This window comes from Pedobacter sp. JY14-1, from assembly GCF_029269825.1.
In the GTDB taxonomy this organism is placed as follows: domain Bacteria; phylum Bacteroidota; class Bacteroidia; order Sphingobacteriales; family Sphingobacteriaceae; genus Pedobacter.
This window is the reverse complement of the sequence record NZ_JARJHU010000001.1, coordinates 1,068,008-1,084,986: the sequence shown is the minus strand read 5'-3', so window position 1 is coordinate 1,084,986 and position 16,979 is coordinate 1,068,008. Positions and strand designations below refer to the sequence as shown.

Genomic DNA, 16,979 nt, shown 5'->3' with positions numbered 1-16,979 from the left:
TGTTTCAATATAGATATAGTCGATGTCTATGAGCGGGGATATTTGCATATGCAGGCCGTTATTTTATCTGCTATTATTTTAATATTAAATTTGCAAGGTTTCCAAAAATGGTTACTTTTGCCCCACTCAGATACAAAATGGGGGTTTAGCTCAGCTGGCTAGAGCGCTTGCATGGCATGCAAGAGGTCACCGGTTCGACTCCGGTAATCTCCACGATATAGTCAGGCACTTACAATGAATGTAAGTGCCTTTTTATTTCAATATCCTCATAACAAAGATAAATTTGAAGGACGGTTCATTTACCTGTGAGTTTTATGTAACCAATTTGCTACCTTAAATGTTATATGGGCTTGGATGGAATAATCTTTGCTTAAAAATAGGTACACAAACGATGAGACAAACCTAGCCAAGTAAGCCAATGCGTTCTATCTATATCGTAGAGGATGACCCTGATATACGTTTTATTTTAAATACCTGTCTTCAAGAAGCAGGATTTGAGGTTAGCGTATTCAGATCTGCCGGGGAATTTTTGAATTGCTTTGAAGATAATTTTCCGGATCTGTATCTTTTAGATGTCTTACTTCCCGATGGCGATGGAATTGAGCTTTGTTCTCAAATTAAATCACACCTACGTGCAGCCTACATTCCGGTTGTTATCATGTCAGCTCATATTCCGGAAGAAAGGATCGTTAATTCAAAGGCAAATGGTTTTATCCGAAAACCTTTCGATCTTGATGAGATCGTTGAGACATTGCGGCAGTTAGCGTAAACTGAGTGGCTATGATACTATCTTTTTGTCAGAACTTTTTCCAGATCATCTTTGAAATAGCGCCCTACAGGTATTTGATGGCCGTCTATGGATACGAAATTCCGTTCCAAGTGACTTACTTTTCGCAAGTTTACGATGAATGATTTGTGCACTCTTATAAAGCGTCCCGGAGGAAAGATATTGAGCATGGCTTTGATCGACCCTTTAAGGAGGATCTTTTTTTCATGTGTATAAATGACTGCATAATCCTTTAACCCTTGTATATGCGTAACATCGCTTAATTGCAGCTTTATGCGTTGCACACCACTTTTTACAAAGATGGAATCATCATTAGCTTCCTGTGGACTGCGGTCGACCTGACTATTCTGGTCCTTGAGTGACAGGAGCTCTCTGGCCCGTTCAATGGCCAGCTGAAAGCGATCAAAAGCAACGGGTTTCAATAAAAAATCGATCACACCTAACTCATAGCCATCAAAAGCATAATTGCGGTAGGCAGTGGTAAAAATGGTAAGCGGAGGGTCGGGTAAGAGTTTCAGAAACTCAATACCTGTCATTTCCGGCATCTCAATGTCCAGCAAAAGTAAGTCGGCCGGCTGTTTGATCAAATACGGCAATGCCGCTTTAGCGTTCAGGAAAAGTTGCACACTTTGCACGCCGCCGATCCTGTTCAGATAGTCTTCCAGGACTTCGCGGGCAAGCGGCTCGTCATCTACAACAACAATGTTCAGGTTACGCTCCATCACAATTCAATGACAAGCGTCACTTTATAAGTGTCTGCATTGTTCTCAAATTCAAGGTTGTGCCTGTTGGGATATAAAAGATCAAGCCGCTTACACAAATTGCTGAGACCTATACCGCCTCTTCCAGCTCGTTGGGGGCATGCCGGTTTTGAGTTCTCTACCACCGCATTCAAGGTTGATCCATCTAAGCGGACATCCACCTTAAGCCAGCTATCGTCTGTCTGCTTACTCAGGCCGTGCTTGAATGCATTCTCCACCACTGGCAACAACAACAACGGTGCTATTTTTTGCCCGCTTGCCGGCAACGTGGTGTTCAGGCTGATCCGGGCACCGCCATTAAACCGCAGGCGCTCCAGCTCTACATAATTATGCAGGTATAACAGCTCTTTATCCAGCAGCACCTTGTCTTCATTGCTGTCATATAGCATATACTCCATCATGGAAGACAATTTGAGTACCACGTCTGGTGCCAGCTCTGACTTTTTTAGCGTAAGGGCATACAGGTTATTCAGGATATTGAACAAAAAATGAGGATTAACCTGTGCGCGTAGAAAATCGACCTCAGCATTCAGCTTTTCGACCGTTATGCGCTGTATAAGCAGTTGCTGACCATACCAGTCCAGGCTCAATTTAAGCGCGAGCATCAGGCACAGGTACCAGATTCCGCTGAAGAAATTGTAGGATATAGCGGCTGCCATATCACTGTTATACAGAGGACCTACGACGTAGCCGTAAAGATAAAAGTCAAAAAGACTCTGTAATACGACATATGTGATCAGAGAAATGAACACCGAAGAAATATAGGTCCAGTACCGTTTTTTCATCAGGTAACGCGGCAGGAAATAATGCAGGTTGAGATAAGCGATGACCATCAGCAGGATGATACGACCGGATACACAGGCAAAAAAGAAAGGCAGGTTGGCTTTGTATATGAGGTATTTCTTTTCATATAAAAAGAAACCGGTAACCAATATCCAGTAAGCGCCGTGTATCAGGGCGTCTTTTGATGGCAGCGGGCTTTTGCCCGTCGTCTGGCTAGGTGGTCTTATTGCGAGTTCCATAATGATGATCCGTTTAAGAATGATAAAGGAAAGCAAATGCGCCGGGCGGTGAAAATTATATCGACCAACGACCAAAATAATAGAGGAATTTAAGTATAAAAATTTGATGTCTACTATTCCCGTCGTTCCTCTACTATTTTTTCGCGCTGCCGGTTTAGAGTGTACTATTGTGCCGATAACACGATAATTCATTTTAAAACAAATGTTATGAAAAAGATCAGAATCAGCCGGGCAGTCACATTGTGTACATTTATTTCCTTAGCTATCGGCATTTTAGGTTTTACCACCAGGTACGGGCTTGATGGTTATGAGGTTTATCTGAATGATAAACTGGTACTGAAACAGTACGTAAACCAGGTCCATAATCTCCGTGTGCTGCCTTTACAGAAAGCTAAAGAGACCGAACAGCTACACGTTGTCTATAAACATTGTCAGCGCGAAAACGGCCCTGGTACCGGCAGGAGTATAGCATTAAAAACTGAAGAAGGTACAACCCTGCGCAAATGGGAATTTGCGGAGGCCAAAAACGGGGACACACGCATGACTATCGCATTAAAAGACCTTATTCAACTGCAAAAGAAAAATACTGGGCATCAGCTTAGCCTGTTCTACAGTTCTCGCGAGCTGGATAAGGCAGAAATGCTTGTGGTATTGCGTTTTTAGGTAGCTATGGCTAAGCGTTTACTTTTTCTGCTGATCTGTTATACGGCCATGCCTACCTTCGGCCAGCGGATTGATACGCTTGGCAAAGCCGACTCTTCAGGTAAAGAGCCGGCTATTAGGCTTGGCACGGTTACCATACGGGGGCAAAGGCCGGTTGTAGAGCACCGGATTGACGGTATCGTTTTTAACGTTGCAGGTTTAGCGGCTTTTACCGCTGTTGATGCAGCGGATCTGTTACGCAAAGTGCCTATGGTAAGTATTGACGTCAATGGCGGTCTTGCTGTCCGGGGAAGTACGAATGTTCGGGTATGGATCGATGGTAAACCCTCTGAAATATATGCGCCCTCAGTAGCCGAAGCATTACGTGCCGTAAGGGCCGGGCAAATTGTAAAAGTCGAGGTAATCACCGATCCGCCGGCACGGTACGACGCGCAGGGGACAGATGCAGTAATTAATATCATCACCCGGAAATTGGATGATAAGATCACCAGTGGCAATATTGGTGCAGTATTGGGTAACCGCAGCAGCAATTTGATGGGAGATATTCATCATCAACGGGGCCCTTTGCAAATTCATGCTGATGCTTTTTATCAAGGCTACCACAATCAGAACGGCTCCGTTCTGGTGCGAACTGTGGGCTTTACATCCCTGAGGCAGGAAACCGAAACCCGCCAGACCGGTCATTATTTCTACGGCGGTTTTAGTTTGTCGTATAGTATCGATTCACTAAATACGCTTAGCGCGGGCTTCCGTCCGCGACGGTCATCAAATATTACTGATGCCATCGTGAATAATTATGACACCCCCGATGGTAGTCCTGAATTCTTATTTAGCCGCCTGATGGAAACCCCAGTAAGTGCTGAAGGCAATAGCTATAATTTTGGCTTCAATGGACAAACAACTAATAAGAAGACAGATTATGCCTTGCTGGGGACCTATGTGCCATCTGAGCTTAAAAATGCTTACAGCTTTTTGCAAAGTGATCTGTACGATAACTTGTATAGTGAGGCTTTTAACAACGCGATGGTTAATAAAGAATATATGTTACAGGGAGACTATTCGCATTCCTTCTCCGGCGGCTGGAAATTTGAATCGGGTGGTAAATTGTCGGTTAAAGAAGCGCGCAGTAAAACTGTATACGAGCCTGATGCCGGAAGATCGGCTACATTTTGGTATAACAGTAAGGTGTATGCAGGCTACACCGACCTCGCCTTTAGTACAGATAAATGGGGGTTCAATGTCGGTTTACGTTACGAGCGAACGGAGCTGGATGCAGTTTTCAGAAACAAGACAGAGGTTAACCGATCGTTTGGTAATCTTATGCCGCAAGGCCTGCTGCAACTGGCCCTCAATGACAAAGCGAGCCTGAGGTTAGGTTATACCCGCAAACTGATGCGACCGGTGTTCTCCGCTCTTGATCCTACAGCCAACATGAGCGACTCGCTTACCTTGCAGTACGGCAACCCGCAACTCAATCGGGAGGTAACTAATCGTTATCAAATAAGCTACTCGGTTAACAAGCCTAAACTTTTCACAGATTTGGTTTTTTCATTCCATGATAATCATAATTCAATTGCAAACATCCGGACCCCGATGGAAGACGGACGTTTCGAAAGTACCTGGAAAAATCTGGGCAAAAACCAACGCTGGACACTGTCTGCTACTTTTAACTGGAAACCATCTGCAGTATCTACCTTCGGCGGCACACTCACAGCTACCTACGTGAGGTTAGAGAATAATGCTCTGGGTATAAGCAATAGCGGTATTTTACGGCAGTTGAATGTTAGTGCAAGCTATACGCTGTCCCACGGCTACAGCCTTGATGCTTACTTATATTTTGATGGCAACGACCTGAGTTTACAAGGTTATCGTTCGGGCTGGAAATTTTATAACCTCACTATCAATAAAAAGGTCAGCGAAAAACTGAACATCAGTCTGCGCGGCGAAACTTTTTTAACCAGACATACATTCATTGATGAGGTTTTTGAGTCTGCAAGCTATTCGCAAAAGCAAATTTTCCGGTATCAGAATCAGAATTTGCGATTGTCAGTGTCGTACAAGCTTGGTAAACGCGAAGTGAAGGACCTCGGGATAAAGCCATTCGATTTGCATTAAGATTGTGTGATTCCGCTTTTCTTTTTTACTTTTGCACGGTTCTAGTTTTTAAGGACATTAAAGGGAAATTAGCTCAGTTGGTTTAGAGCATTGCCTCGACAAGGCAAGGGTCGTTGGTTCGAGTCCAATATTTCCCACTTCTTTTAAAACCCCGGCATTTTCCCGGGGTTTTTTATTTGGTTGTTCATTAATCCAGATTTGTCAGGCTTACAGCACTTAATGAAAGTCTAAAGCACATATTCCCCATTGATTGGCTTTACCGGCTCGGGAATGTCTTCAGCCCCAAGCATTTCCAACAGATTGATCTCGATGGTGCGTGTAATCTGGTTAAGCGGTACACCGGCGGAGTTATTTGTAAACGGATCTACCAGACTCATACCGTTGATCTGTGTGGAAACAAAGACGAAGCCAATCATCCAGCCCAGAAAGATAGAATATACGCCGGCAGTTTCGGCGATGACCAGGGTAAAGGTGACTACGAAGAGCCAGATGAATACTTTGGTCAGATAGGAGTAGGTTGTCGGAAAGACAGTATTTCTAATGCGTTCACTCATACCCATGCTGTCAGAAAAGCGGGTGATCATTTCGTTGATCTCAATGAACCTGAAGCCGTCTATATGTTTTTCTTCTGACAGCAATTGCAGGTCACTTGCCTGTCGGGCAAGGATCGCATTGTGCTTGTTTGTATGGCGCTTAATGGATTCCAGGTCGCCGGCCTCCAGGTAACGCAGACTGGTTTCGTCACTGGTACCCCTCAAATAAGCTTTGAGCGCATATAAAAAGGCCAGGTGCCGAAGGACCATTCTTTTACTGATCAGCTGATCTCTGCCGGTATAGTAAAGGAGTGCCCGTGCGAAGGAGCGGGAATCGTTGACCAGAGCACCCCAGACCTTACGTGCTTCCCACCAGCGGTCATAAGCCTGGTTATTATTGAATCCGATGAAAAAGGCAATGGCTGTGCCCAATAATGTAGGAATAATGGCCGGTATGCTGAAATGGTATGCAATGAGGTATTCCCTTACGAGGTAAGCAACCGTGCAGGAGACCAGCATAATAATGTCCACCTGCCATGTATTGCGCAATATTCTGCTCAAGCGGATGTTCGGAGTAATCAGCATGTTAATTGTCGATGTCTTTAAGTGCAGCTTCATCTCAGCAATTGAAATGCCACTAATTCTTTACCCGTTCCTGCTCTGAGCCAGCACCCCCGGTATCGCGTTTTTTTGTTGTAGCCATGCCTTTACTGAAATTGTAGGTAAAGGAAAACGTCGCAACACGGTTATCGAAGGCGTTGTAATAGCTGGCCCTGGTGTTGGGGATATTGAGGATGTCGCCCTGTGGCCGGAAATGGTCCAGCACATCGCGTACCGTAAATTTTACCGTTCCATTTTCGTGGAGTATTTGTTTCTGGATACCTGCATTGATGTTGTAAAGCGCCTTCTTCTTAAACTGGGCACTCTGGTTCGGTGTAACATACATTCCGCTGAGTTCGGCTCCCCACCCTTTTCCGAAACTGAACTGGTTGTTTGGGTTGATGTAGAAGTAGAAGCTTTTCACATGGTTGCCATTGTTTCCGGGAAGCCCGCTGAAATCGTTCGTTACTGCTTCGCTGTACAGGTTCAGGGTATACCATTTTCCTCCTTTCAGGCTTAGGTTAGTGGAAATTCCGAAAAAACGCATCTTGCCGATATTGCCTGTACGGCTGATAAAAATGCCTTGTTCCTGTTCAATCACTTCCGAGATCAGAGACGTACTGATGTTGTAAAAGATATCGATGTTCAGTTTGTTGTCATGATTAAAGTTGAGGTCAACTTTGTTGCTGAATTCAGGGCGCAGATAGGGATTACCGGCAAAATAGCTGAATTTGTCTAGCAGGAAGATAAAGGGATTGAGATCCTGGTAAAAGGGTCTGTGGACTCGCCTTCCATAATACAGTGTGAGTTTGTCCCTGGCGCTGTCGAGCTTGTAGCTAAGGTATAATGTCGGGAACAGGTTGGTATAGCTTTGCCGGAAACTGGAATCGGGCTTTATTGAATTGCCCAACTGGCGTCCGTTCATCAACGTCTGTTCCATGCGCAGTCCGGCCTGAACCGAAAGGCGCTTCCACTCTTTGTTCAGGTTAATATAAACCGCATTGATGTGTTCTTTGTACAGGAAGTGATTGGTCTTGTCATAATCAGGTATGCGATCGTTACCCCGGAGCTGAAAATAGCTGGCAGTGTTATCCGTATTTACATAGCTTCCTTTCAGGCCAACGGAGAGTTTCGCCTTATCGCTCAGGGGATGTTCGTAGTCAGCCTTTGCCGTGTAGATGTGGATACTGGAAGGCAGGTCAGCATGGAGCTCATCGCTGGTTTGCCGTCCTGCTGAAACATTGTAGACCTGGTTCAGAAACTGTTGACTGCTGGACGAATGATAGACGATGTAATCGAGGTCGGTTGTCAGTTCATGGCCAAGACTGTCGAACTTATGGCTCAGGTTTAGGTTCAGGCCATTGTTGTTGAGCCAGTCATGTTGTTTGTTCCTGGCGGAGATGACAGAGTCTGTAATGCCCGATGGCTGGCTGGCGATTGCCTGTACAGCTTTGTTTTCGTCGCCGCGACTGTAAGCACCGGTAAAGACTAGGCCTACCGTGGTACTGGCACTGGCGTAAAAATCCATACCCGCTTTAATATTTGGGCTGCTGTTTTTCGGGTGCATGATGGTTGTCTGTTCGAAAGCAGAGACCTGCTGGCCCGCATCATTGTAAAACCAGCGGTCTATATCGAGCCGGCGCCAGCTATTGTGCACATTATAAGCCAGATTACTGAAGAAATTGAATTTATTTTTCCGGTAATTCAGGCTGAGGCTTTCATTATGCCTCCAGTTGGGCGAGTAGCCAAGTCCAAGGTTGAGTGTGCCGTTCAGACCGCTGATGGTCAGTTTCCGGGTTCGGATGTTAATCATGCCGGCACTTCCGGAAGCATCATAGCGGGCTGGCGGATTAGGGATCAGTTCGATCTGACTGATGCTGCCGGAGGGAAGTGATTTCAGGTAAGCGGCCAAAGCGGTACCCGTAAGATAAGTTGGTCTGTTATCAATCAATACGATTACACCCTGTTGCCCCTTCATGCTGATCTTGCCATCCTGATCTACCATTACACCGGGAGCTTTTTCGAGCAGTTCCAGGGCGTTGGTGCCGGTATTGGTAATTTGTGCATCTATATTCAGCACTGTACGGTCGATCTTTTGCTCAATGTAATTTTTTCGTGTACTGATCTTTACTTCCTTAAGCTCGACCGGCTTCTTCAGGCTATCCGCCGGTTTTGCGGCGGGCTTTTTACCGGCAGTATCTGCCTGGGCCATTGCGAAAACCGGAGCAATAGCTATCCAGAGGGTAGTGAATACCCTCAAAAATGAGTTCGTCATATGTCTGTAGAGATTATTCCTTGTTGTAGAGACTGTGGGTACTTATATAACCCCCCCGGCGCGTATAAGTGAAATCGATCTTGTCTTTAGGGCTTTTCAGAAAACCCGATATAACCTGTTTGTGTATGCTAACCGGCTGTAATTTGCCGTTTACCGTAAGCTCCCTGTTGTCGATATGGAACCGGAATTCGTCATCGCTGGTGTTGATGCCCGATTTTTCCAGGGCCTCAATCAGTTGCGTAGTGAGGTCTTTTTGCTTAGGCAGGGTTTCTTGTTTAAGGGCAGGTTCCTGCTTCGCGTTGGACTTGCTGATGTAATGCGCACTGCTGTCCAGTGCCATGTTAACCACATTGCTCAGAGTAGTGCTCAGGCTGCCGGCGAGCTTGTCGATCACCTTATTGTCGAGTTTGATGGTAACAGCGGTTTTAGAGCTGTCGGCTAGTTCTACCGACCTTATGGTTTTTGCTTTCCCGGTAGTGTCGGTGAGCGGGTGCAGATCTTTTGCCGGCAGATCGGCTTTCATTTGCTGTACAGTTTGCGTTGCGTCAGCGGATCGCAATACCGCCGGCTGTTTATGCCTGGTATTGGTATTATTCCGGGTAACGCCTGCTTTAGCTGGAATCTGTCTGTTGGGGGTGTTGGTATTGTGCAGCAGGCTAAAACTGCATAGCAGTATAATTGCGGCAAGCATGCCTATTTTTTCTGCCATATTCAGACAGGTGTTCTTCTGGCTCACCATACGTCGCACCCGGGTTACCAGATTGCTCTCTCTGGCAAAAGCCATCGCATAGGCTGGTGCCGCCATCTGATATTCCCGGAAGGAAAGCAAAGCCTGTATATAGGTCTGTTTCGACCCGGATTGCCGCAATACCATTTCGTCGCAGCAGTTTTCTCTTTCTTTACGGATGAGCGCTGAGAGCCATAGCACCGCAGGATTAAAGAAGAAAAGTACTTCCAGCAGGTGCTGAAGCAGGTTTACCAGGAAATCCATGCGCCTGATGTGCGCAAGTTCATGGAGCAGCATCATTTCGATTTCCCGCGGTTTGATGGCTGTGATCATGCCAAGCGGGATAAGGATGATGGGCCTGAAATGACCGATAACCACGGGTACCTGGGTTAGACCAGATTGTGCAATCCGCACAACCTTATGAAGCCCTGTCTGCCTGGCCAGCCTGTTCACTTCTTCTTCCCAATGTCTGCCCGCCGGAAAGATCTGCCTTGTTCTCAGGTAATGAAGTTCCATGAGGCTACTGCCTAGTCTCACACTTTTGATCACCACAATGAGTAGCCATGCCAGGGCGATTACACGGGCGTTGCTGTCCATAAAATGGCGCAGGTAGCCAGACAAGTTTCCGATGTTACCTGTGTCAGGGACATGATGTATTTCAGCCGGCTCAGGAGTTTTTGCAAAGACAGGTACATTATCTGGTCTGTCTTGTACCATAGAACTTGTGCCCGTAGTTCCGTAAAATGCCCAATAGCCAATGACTGCAACGCCTGCGGTAAAAAGCAGGAGCAGGGCCGTAAGCATGCGGTAACGCAGCATCGGGCTGGCAGAGCGGGTGCTGATCAGCACTACTCCGGTAAGGACAGCGGTCACCAGTCCCAGGGCTAGTGAGTTGAGCAGGATGTTGGTCAGGATCTGTTCCATAATCTTTAGGTTTTCGAGAGGTGGTTATTGAGGTTGGTCGAGTTTGTCCAGGATATCCCGGATAAGCTTGAGGTCTTCAGATGAAGCTTTTTTATTGTCAAGGAGTTGCATCACCAGATTGCCGGCTGAACCTTCGTAGATGTGGTTTACGAATTTATCCAGCAGGTGGCCCTTTGTCTTGCTGGGTTCTTCTGCGGCACTGTAGATGTGTGTCATGCTGCTCTCGTCTCTTTTGAGCATGCCTTTTTCCGTCATCAGCTGCATCTGTTTCAGGGTGGTGGTGTAGTTAACCTCTTTAATCTGCTGCAGCTGATTGTGTACGAACCGGACGGTGTTGGGGCCATGTTTCCAAATCACGGTCAGGATATCCAGTTCGGCCTTAGATGGTTCTATTGTATTTTCCATAATGTAAACATACGATTAAAATCGTACGATACAAATTTATGATGGATTATTTTTTAAATTCCTTGATGGCCAGCCTTTCATGCCATTTCATCACGGTACCTGGTCAGCCAGTACATCACAAGCAGGGCACCGGCGGTCATGATGATATAGCTGTAAGCCAGGTTTCCTTCATCCTTTGCCGAAATGAAGGAAATGATGAGGTAACTGAAAAGTGAAACAATGACATAATTGATGCCGCCGGTAAGTCCGCTGGCAATACCGGCATTCTTCGGAAAGCGGCCAAGGCAGTAGGTAAAGAAGCTGTTGAAGACGTAACCGGAAGCCGCATGAATGATGAAAGCGAAAAATATCATGCTGTAAAGACTGGAGAAGAACCAGGAACTGACCAGCATCACCAGACCGAAAAGCAGCTGTATGCCCAGGTTGAGCCATATTTTCAGTCTGAACGGTTTGTTGATGGTCGCTTTGCTGATCAGGCCACCTGCCATCACCGCACTTCCCAGGATCAGGGAACTGTAACCGGCTACTACCGGGCTCAGACCCAGTTGGTGCTCAATAATGAAAGGCCCGGTCAGGTTATAGATCATGACCATACCATAAGCCAGTCCAAGCATTACAATTCCCAGAGAGAAGCTCGGCGTTTTAAACATTTCGGTATAGACTTTGGTAATTGTCCGCAGGTTGAAAGGCATTTTCTGGCGGATGGTTTCTCCGCTGAAGATCATTTCGAGCACAAGGACAACACTGCCAAAAAGCGCTAAGAAATAGAAATTGGCCTGCCAGCCGATATAAGTCTGCAGATAACCACCGGCAAAAGGGGCAATAATCGGAGCTGTTGCCCAGATGATGGAAAACATGCTCAGGTAATGCTTCAGTTTTTCCCCTGAAAAAACGTCGATGAAGTAGGCACGCTTGGATACGACAATAGCGGCCACGGTAAGACCGTGGATAATGCGCATCGCATAGATCAGGTAGATGTTTCCGGTATTGGCGATGACGATGCTGGCCAGGGTAAATATAGCGAGACTGACCAGGTTGATTCTGTAACGGCCAAAGCTGTCAAGCAGGCTTCCGATAAAAAGCTGGCCTACTCCATAGCTGATCAGGAAAAGACTGAGGGTCATCTGGACTTGCAGGTCGCTGACACCGAGATGTGCAGCCATACTGGGTAATGAGGGAATGTATATATCGGTTGCAAAGCCGGAAAGAGGGATGAGGGCAAAGGCAAGGATGGTAGGGATGGGGCCTGAATTTGATTTCATGCCGTAAATGTAGGTGTTTTTTAAGTCTTGTTGCTGTCAAGAAGCAAGGAGGCCAGCTTTTCGGCCAGGTATCCGGGTGAGGAAATTTCCTGGGGATGGTCCCCTGTAATGATGGCTTGAGGCATATCACCGGCGTACGCTGATTCGGGAGATTGGACCAGTACTGTCCCACCGTTTGCGGAAACTTTTCTGCTACCCTCCAGGCCATCGCTGCCCCTGCCCGAGAGTACAACAGCAATAGCCTTGCTGCCACAATCTGTGGCCAGCGAACTTAGGAAAATATCGATGGCATGGTTGATGATTTCGTTGCTCCTGGGGTGTACACGCAATATGCGTTGACGGATAGTGACATGGGTGTTTTCTGGTAGTACATAGACCATTCCGAGCTCAATACCCATATCATGATCACAGCGTACTACAGCCATTTCGGTTTTGTCGCGTAAATAGCTGTCAAGTATGCTGCGGTGTTCACGCATCAGGTGGGTAATGACGACGAAGGCAGCAGGCAGATTCGGTGGTAGTTGGCTGAAGAATGTTCTCAAGGCCTCCATGCCACCGGCGGAAGCACCAATACCTACTACATAGCAGTCGTTTTCCATAGTACCTGATGTCAAATATTTGTACCATTAACAACCAGGATGTTTAAAAGTTGGTGCTTTTGCCGGTGTATTAATCCCTCTTTAGCTGGGTAAAGGGATTTCCTGCGGAATCAGGACCTGGAAGCTGGTGCCTGAGCCCGGTGTTGAGTTGATCTTCATCGTTCCTTTAAGATTTTCCACAAGATGTTTAACCAGAGCCAGCCCAAATCCATAGCCTTTTTCGCCTGATGTTCCCTTTGTTGTTGAGGTGCCGTCACGCATAATTTCATCAATAACTTCCTGGGTCATGCCTACGCCCGTGTCTCTTACATGGATGCTGAGCGCGTTTTTGTTATCCTGCGCAGTCAGGTCGAGGTTTACGGACACCTCTCCGACGGACGGGGTAAACTTGATGGCGTTGGAGATCAGGTTGCCGGTGATCTGCAGCAGTTTGTTCTTGGAAAAAGGGATCTTGCTGTGCGACTCATTGAAAGTGATCTTCAGGCGCAAACCTTTATTGAACGCCTGCGGGTCATACAATTTACGGAGCTTGTCGGCGAAAACCTCCAGGTTGTATTCACTTTCACGGAGTTTGTCCGAATCACCTGAAAGGATCTCATCGGCAAGCTCCAGGACAGATTTACTGCTTTTATGAATCAGCTGAATGAAGTCCATTACCTCGTCCAGTTGCGCGGTATTTCCTTGTTGTGCAATGATTTCAGATAAGCCGATAATGCCTGCCAGCGGCCCGCGGATATCATGGGCTACCTTTTTCTTGGTGGCATCTGCTTCTTTAACCTGGTTGCGCAGGGTTTCTATCGCTTTATAGGATTTCAGCCGGTTGACGATCTCACCGGCAATGATCCCGAGCATTTCTATTTTTTCGGGACTCAGCGTTTTTAATTTTGGGTCCAGCACGCAAAGCGCACCGAGGTTGACTCCATTGCTGTCTTTTAATGGCACGCCAAGGTAATAGCGCAGCGATATCGGGTCCTTTACATAAGATTTTTCACGGAACCGTTGATCGGCGGCCAGGTTTGGCACTTCGAACGGCTCGTCGGTCATAATGGTATACTGGCAAACGGAATCTTCACGTTTCATCTGGTCTATATCCATCCCGTAGTTACCGATTGTCCATTGTGTAAATGAGTCGATCAGGTTGATCAGCGAGATGTCAGTTCCTGCAACTTTTGCAGCGAGATGAGTAAGGTCCCTGAAGTTGTCATTGAGTGATGAATAGTCCAGGTCAAGTTCGGCAAGGGCCAGCAACCGGTCCATTTCGTTCTCAGGTACGGGATTTTTCAATTCGGTCATATCAATTATGCAATATAAGCCTGTTGACTATATAGAGACTAAGCTAATAGAAATTGTCCGTATCACAAAGATACTGACAGGATGGTCAGTCACACTGATATACAAATTTATACGTACCTGACTGGGTGGTGATGCGGCCCTTATGGTCGAACTGGTAATCTATGTTGTGGACAGACAGGCTGCCGTCATTCGCTTTTTTTAACAAATTATGCGATTGCCGTCCAAAAAAGCCCATTTCAATGAGGAAAGAAGTGGGCCTGTCCGAAATTACATTGCCGGCAAAGAGCGGAGAGTTATAACCTGCAACGCTTTGCTGTATTTGTTCGTAGTACTCAAAGGAGTAGGTTTTTTCACCTGTTTCGTCATGGATCTCAGTCAGATTGCCATTTTGATAGCTAAAGAATAACTGTTTATACCCTGTCACAAGATCTTTTTTCAAGTCTGGTCTTTTCATAGTGGTGATGAATCCTTCCTTGTTATATTTAATCCCATTGTCAAATACAGAGGAACCTTTGATTCTTCCTTCTGCATTGAGGTAATAATAATAAACTTTCAGTTCACCTTCAAAGCTTGTCGCCTTTAGCTCGATGTGATCGTCAAAATAGGTAAACTCGTAATTTATTTTGCCTTCACCACGTGCAGAACTTACTCTGCCTTTGTTGTCATAAAATACTGCCATGAACGGATAAACAATGTTATCAGGGTATTGAAAGGCCGAGATCTGAACGATCCTGTTACAGGGAGGGCTGAACGGCTGATCAATTTTTTTTACACAGGAGGAGCAGAACAACAGGACGGTCAACCAATAACCGGCAGCGCTTTTAGGCATTTCTGCTATTTAACTTTGTTAAACACAAAAAGGTCTTTGAATACCCATTTGCCGTCCTGCTCATTGCCCCTGGCAATCACAAATTGCGTTGCAGAACGTTTTTCATATAAAATACGTAACGATTCGCCTTCCTTTTGAAATATTGCGCGGTCTTTGCCGGCTTCTACAAAAACGTATCGGTCTTGCTTTTCTTTTTCCTCAAGGCCAATTAGTCCTGGCTTAAAGTGTTTTACCAGGGAAACTAATCCTTTTTCTGACTTTTCATAGGCCAGGATTTCGTAAAGATCAGCTTTCCCGCCTCTCATCATTCGCATGAAGCCAAGGATATTGTCACCTTCAGGTGCCAGCCAGGTGCCTTCTATTGTCTGGCCGTCGGGCATCTTTGCTTTCCAGTGGCCTTCAATAAAGGCAATATCAGAAAATGATCCTCCAGCGGTCTGTGCATGGGCGCTGAAACATATACTATTGAGCAGCAACAGTGCGAAAAATGAGAATAGATACTTCATCACGGTTTATTTAATTGGTTATCGAGCCTTCTAATATAGTGAATTCAAAGGTAATTTTTAACTTGCGCCCAACCAGACCTGAATTGATGAAAAAAATGAAACTGATCTGCCGGACTTGTACCACTTTGTGCCTGTTGCTAATAATGACAATCCCAGCCGTTGCACAACGGACTTTAGAAAAAATATTTTATTATCCGGATTCCGCAAAAGCGGATACCTATCAGAAACAACAGTGCCGCCTGGACCTCTATATCCCTAAGGATATGAAAGGTTTTGCAACCATTGTATGGTTTCATGGAGGCGGCATTACCGGGGGAGGAAGAGAGCTGCCCAAAGCATTGATGGATAGGGGTGTGGCAGTGATTGGTGTTGGCTACCGGTTGTCGCCGAAAGTACATGCCCCTGCTTATATTGAAGATGCTGCTGCTGCGGTGGCCTGGGCCTTTAAACATATAGCCGAATATGGCGGTGATTCCAGGCTGATTTTTCTGTCGGGGCACTCCGCGGGCGGTTATCTTACGTCAATGGTTACGCTTGATAAAAGTTATCTTGCAAGATACCAGATCGACGCCAACAGAATTGCCGGTCTGATCCCTTTCAGTGGTCAGGCAATTACCCATTTCACGGTAAGGCAGGAATTAGGTATTAAAGATACCCAGCCGATTATTGATAAATATGCGCCTTTGTATCATGTACGTGCTGACGCGCCACCCATGCTGCTGATTACAGGAGACCGTGAAATGGAACTGCTTGGCCGTTATGAGGAAAATGCATATCTGAACAGGATGATGAAACTTGCCGGTCATAAAGCTACACGGTTATACGAACTTCAGGGCTTTGACCATGGTGGAATGGCGACACCCGCCTTCCCTCTATTGCTCAGGGAAGTAGAAACCATAAAGAAGTCACTTCAGCAAAAATAGCTGTTTTACTGAAGTGACCCGGCGCCGTGTTCCGGCGAGGCATTATTTTTCATACGGGAAGTTCCTGGAAACCTTGCGCATCATACGGTCTACCAGGTCGTCTGTGGAACTGAACACGCCTTCGTTCATGCTCTTGAAGAACCGCCATAACAGGTCTCCGGTTGCACCATCGTTAACTGTCATCGTAAGTGATCCTGAACCCGTTTTGCTGGCTCCCCATAAGACGGTGGTAACGATTGCCCCCGCTTCAGATCTTGTTTGTTCGCTTTCAAAAGTTCCCGAAATGATGGCATCTACCCCAAGTACTTTTGCAATTTCATCCTTAGTCATTTCTCCGAGCTTGTCGGCAACTTCTGCCTTTTTCAGCAAGATGTTCGTTTTCTCCACATCCTGGAATTCAACACTGTAATTTTTGGCCTTACGCAGCAGGAAGGTGTACATACTGGATTGAATGGAACTCGCCATGGCCTTTTCCTTTTGGGTATTTGCCTCGAGATTGAAGTCCTTGGGCTGTTTCCGAAAAGATATTTTTGTGGTGAAAGGGAGTATCGCCACCAGTTTGTGTGTTTTTATGACTTCCTTAAGTTTTGGACTTTCAAACACCTGCTTTGCATTTTCATACTGCGCCATGGTCATGAAACTATGGACACTGAGCGCTAACAAGATTAAAATTTTCTTCATTGTTTTTGTTTTTTTTACTGGACTGCAAGAATAATAAAAAAGTTACAAGCTATGAAAAATTCCGAATTAAGTCG

At 46.1% G+C, this 16,979-nt stretch carries 16 protein-coding genes and 2 tRNA genes; 6 read left to right on the top strand and 12 right to left on the bottom strand.

What is annotated here, in order from left to right; genetic code table 11:
* Positions 1-139: 139 nt before the first annotated feature.
* Together P2W84_RS04805 and P2W84_RS04800 are read left to right on the top strand one after the other, a co-directional pair.
* Positions 140-213: transfer RNA gene (locus tag P2W84_RS04805), tRNA-Ala, on the top strand.
* Positions 214-418: 205 nt separating this feature from the next.
* Entirely contained in the window at positions 419-769 is a 351-nt protein-coding gene (locus P2W84_RS04800) for a response regulator (RefSeq protein WP_276088969.1), read from the top strand.
* 17 nt (positions 770-786) lie between these two features.
* On the opposite strand, the gene P2W84_RS04795 is transcribed toward P2W84_RS04800, so the two are convergent.
* A complete protein-coding gene (locus tag P2W84_RS04795) occupies positions 787-1,509 on the bottom strand; it encodes a LytTR family DNA-binding domain-containing protein (protein WP_276089036.1) in 723 nt (240 codons plus the stop codon).
* Positions 1,509-2,570 (bottom strand): histidine kinase, encoded by a 1,062-nt coding sequence (locus P2W84_RS04790; protein WP_276088968.1) that lies wholly within the window; start codon positions 2,568-2,570, stop codon positions 1,509-1,511. The genes P2W84_RS04795 and P2W84_RS04790 overlap by 1 nt, the downstream gene beginning before the upstream one ends.
* Positions 2,571-2,777: 207 nt before the next feature.
* On the opposite strand from P2W84_RS04790, the gene P2W84_RS04785 reads away from it, so the two are divergent.
* From P2W84_RS04785 to P2W84_RS04775, 3 genes are all read left to right on the top strand, one after another.
* A complete protein-coding gene (locus P2W84_RS04785; protein ID WP_276088967.1) occupies positions 2,778-3,233 on the top strand; it encodes a hypothetical protein in 456 nt (151 codons plus the stop codon).
* Between the two features lie 6 nt (positions 3,234-3,239).
* Complete coding sequence (locus tag P2W84_RS04780; RefSeq protein WP_276088966.1) at positions 3,240-5,348, top strand: outer membrane beta-barrel protein; 2,109 nt, start codon at positions 3,240-3,242, stop codon at positions 5,346-5,348.
* A gap of 62 nt (positions 5,349-5,410) precedes the next feature.
* Positions 5,411-5,485: transfer RNA gene (locus P2W84_RS04775), tRNA-Val, on the top strand.
* Between the two features lie 90 nt (positions 5,486-5,575).
* On the opposite strand, the gene P2W84_RS04770 is transcribed toward P2W84_RS04775, so the two are convergent.
* The 9 genes from P2W84_RS04770 to P2W84_RS04730 all read right to left on the bottom strand — a co-directional run bounded on the left by P2W84_RS04770 (position 5,576) and on the right by P2W84_RS04730 (position 15,301).
* A complete protein-coding gene (locus P2W84_RS04770; protein WP_276088965.1) occupies positions 5,576-6,499 on the bottom strand; it encodes a bestrophin family ion channel in 924 nt (307 codons plus the stop codon).
* Between the two features lie 19 nt (positions 6,500-6,518).
* Positions 6,519-8,756 carry an outer membrane beta-barrel family protein gene (locus P2W84_RS04765; RefSeq protein WP_276088964.1) on the bottom strand — a complete coding sequence of 746 codons (2,238 nt, stop codon included), beginning with the start codon at positions 8,754-8,756 and terminating at the stop codon, positions 6,519-6,521.
* Positions 8,757-8,769: 13 nt separating this feature from the next.
* Positions 8,770-10,407 carry a M56 family metallopeptidase gene (locus tag P2W84_RS04760; RefSeq protein ID WP_276088963.1) on the bottom strand — a complete coding sequence of 546 codons (1,638 nt, stop codon included), beginning with the start codon at positions 10,405-10,407 and terminating at the stop codon, positions 8,770-8,772.
* 24 nt (positions 10,408-10,431) lie between these two features.
* A complete protein-coding gene (locus tag P2W84_RS04755; protein ID WP_276088962.1) occupies positions 10,432-10,812 on the bottom strand; it encodes a BlaI/MecI/CopY family transcriptional regulator in 381 nt (126 codons plus the stop codon).
* A 77-nt stretch (positions 10,813-10,889) separates the two neighbouring features.
* The gene (locus P2W84_RS04750) at positions 10,890-12,074 is read right to left on the bottom strand and encodes an MFS transporter (RefSeq protein ID WP_276088961.1); all 1,185 of its coding nucleotides are present in this window, start codon (positions 12,072-12,074) and stop codon (positions 10,890-10,892) included.
* A 20-nt stretch (positions 12,075-12,094) separates the two neighbouring features.
* Positions 12,095-12,673, bottom strand: coding sequence for a chemotaxis protein CheB (locus tag P2W84_RS04745; RefSeq protein ID WP_276088960.1), 579 nt, complete (start codon positions 12,671-12,673; stop codon positions 12,095-12,097).
* Positions 12,674-12,754: 81 nt separating this feature from the next.
* Complete coding sequence (locus P2W84_RS04740) at positions 12,755-13,966, bottom strand: GAF domain-containing sensor histidine kinase (RefSeq protein WP_276088959.1); 1,212 nt, start codon at positions 13,964-13,966, stop codon at positions 12,755-12,757.
* A gap of 85 nt (positions 13,967-14,051) precedes the next feature.
* On the bottom strand, positions 14,052-14,645 hold the full coding sequence (locus P2W84_RS04735; RefSeq protein WP_276088958.1) for a hypothetical protein: 594 nt from the start codon (positions 14,643-14,645) through the stop codon (positions 14,052-14,054).
* Between the two features lie 155 nt (positions 14,646-14,800).
* Positions 14,801-15,301 (bottom strand): DUF6265 family protein, encoded by a 501-nt coding sequence (locus P2W84_RS04730; RefSeq protein WP_276088957.1) that lies wholly within the window; start codon positions 15,299-15,301, stop codon positions 14,801-14,803.
* A gap of 143 nt (positions 15,302-15,444) precedes the next feature.
* On the opposite strand from P2W84_RS04730, the gene P2W84_RS04725 reads away from it, so the two are divergent.
* Entirely contained in the window at positions 15,445-16,224 is a 780-nt protein-coding gene (locus tag P2W84_RS04725) for an alpha/beta hydrolase fold domain-containing protein (protein WP_276088956.1), read from the top strand.
* 42 nt (positions 16,225-16,266) lie between these two features.
* Here P2W84_RS04725 and P2W84_RS04720 read toward each other — a convergent pair whose 3' ends face one another.
* Complete coding sequence (locus P2W84_RS04720) at positions 16,267-16,905, bottom strand: hypothetical protein (protein WP_276088955.1); 639 nt, start codon at positions 16,903-16,905, stop codon at positions 16,267-16,269.
* Between the last annotated feature and the right edge of the window lie 74 nt (positions 16,906-16,979).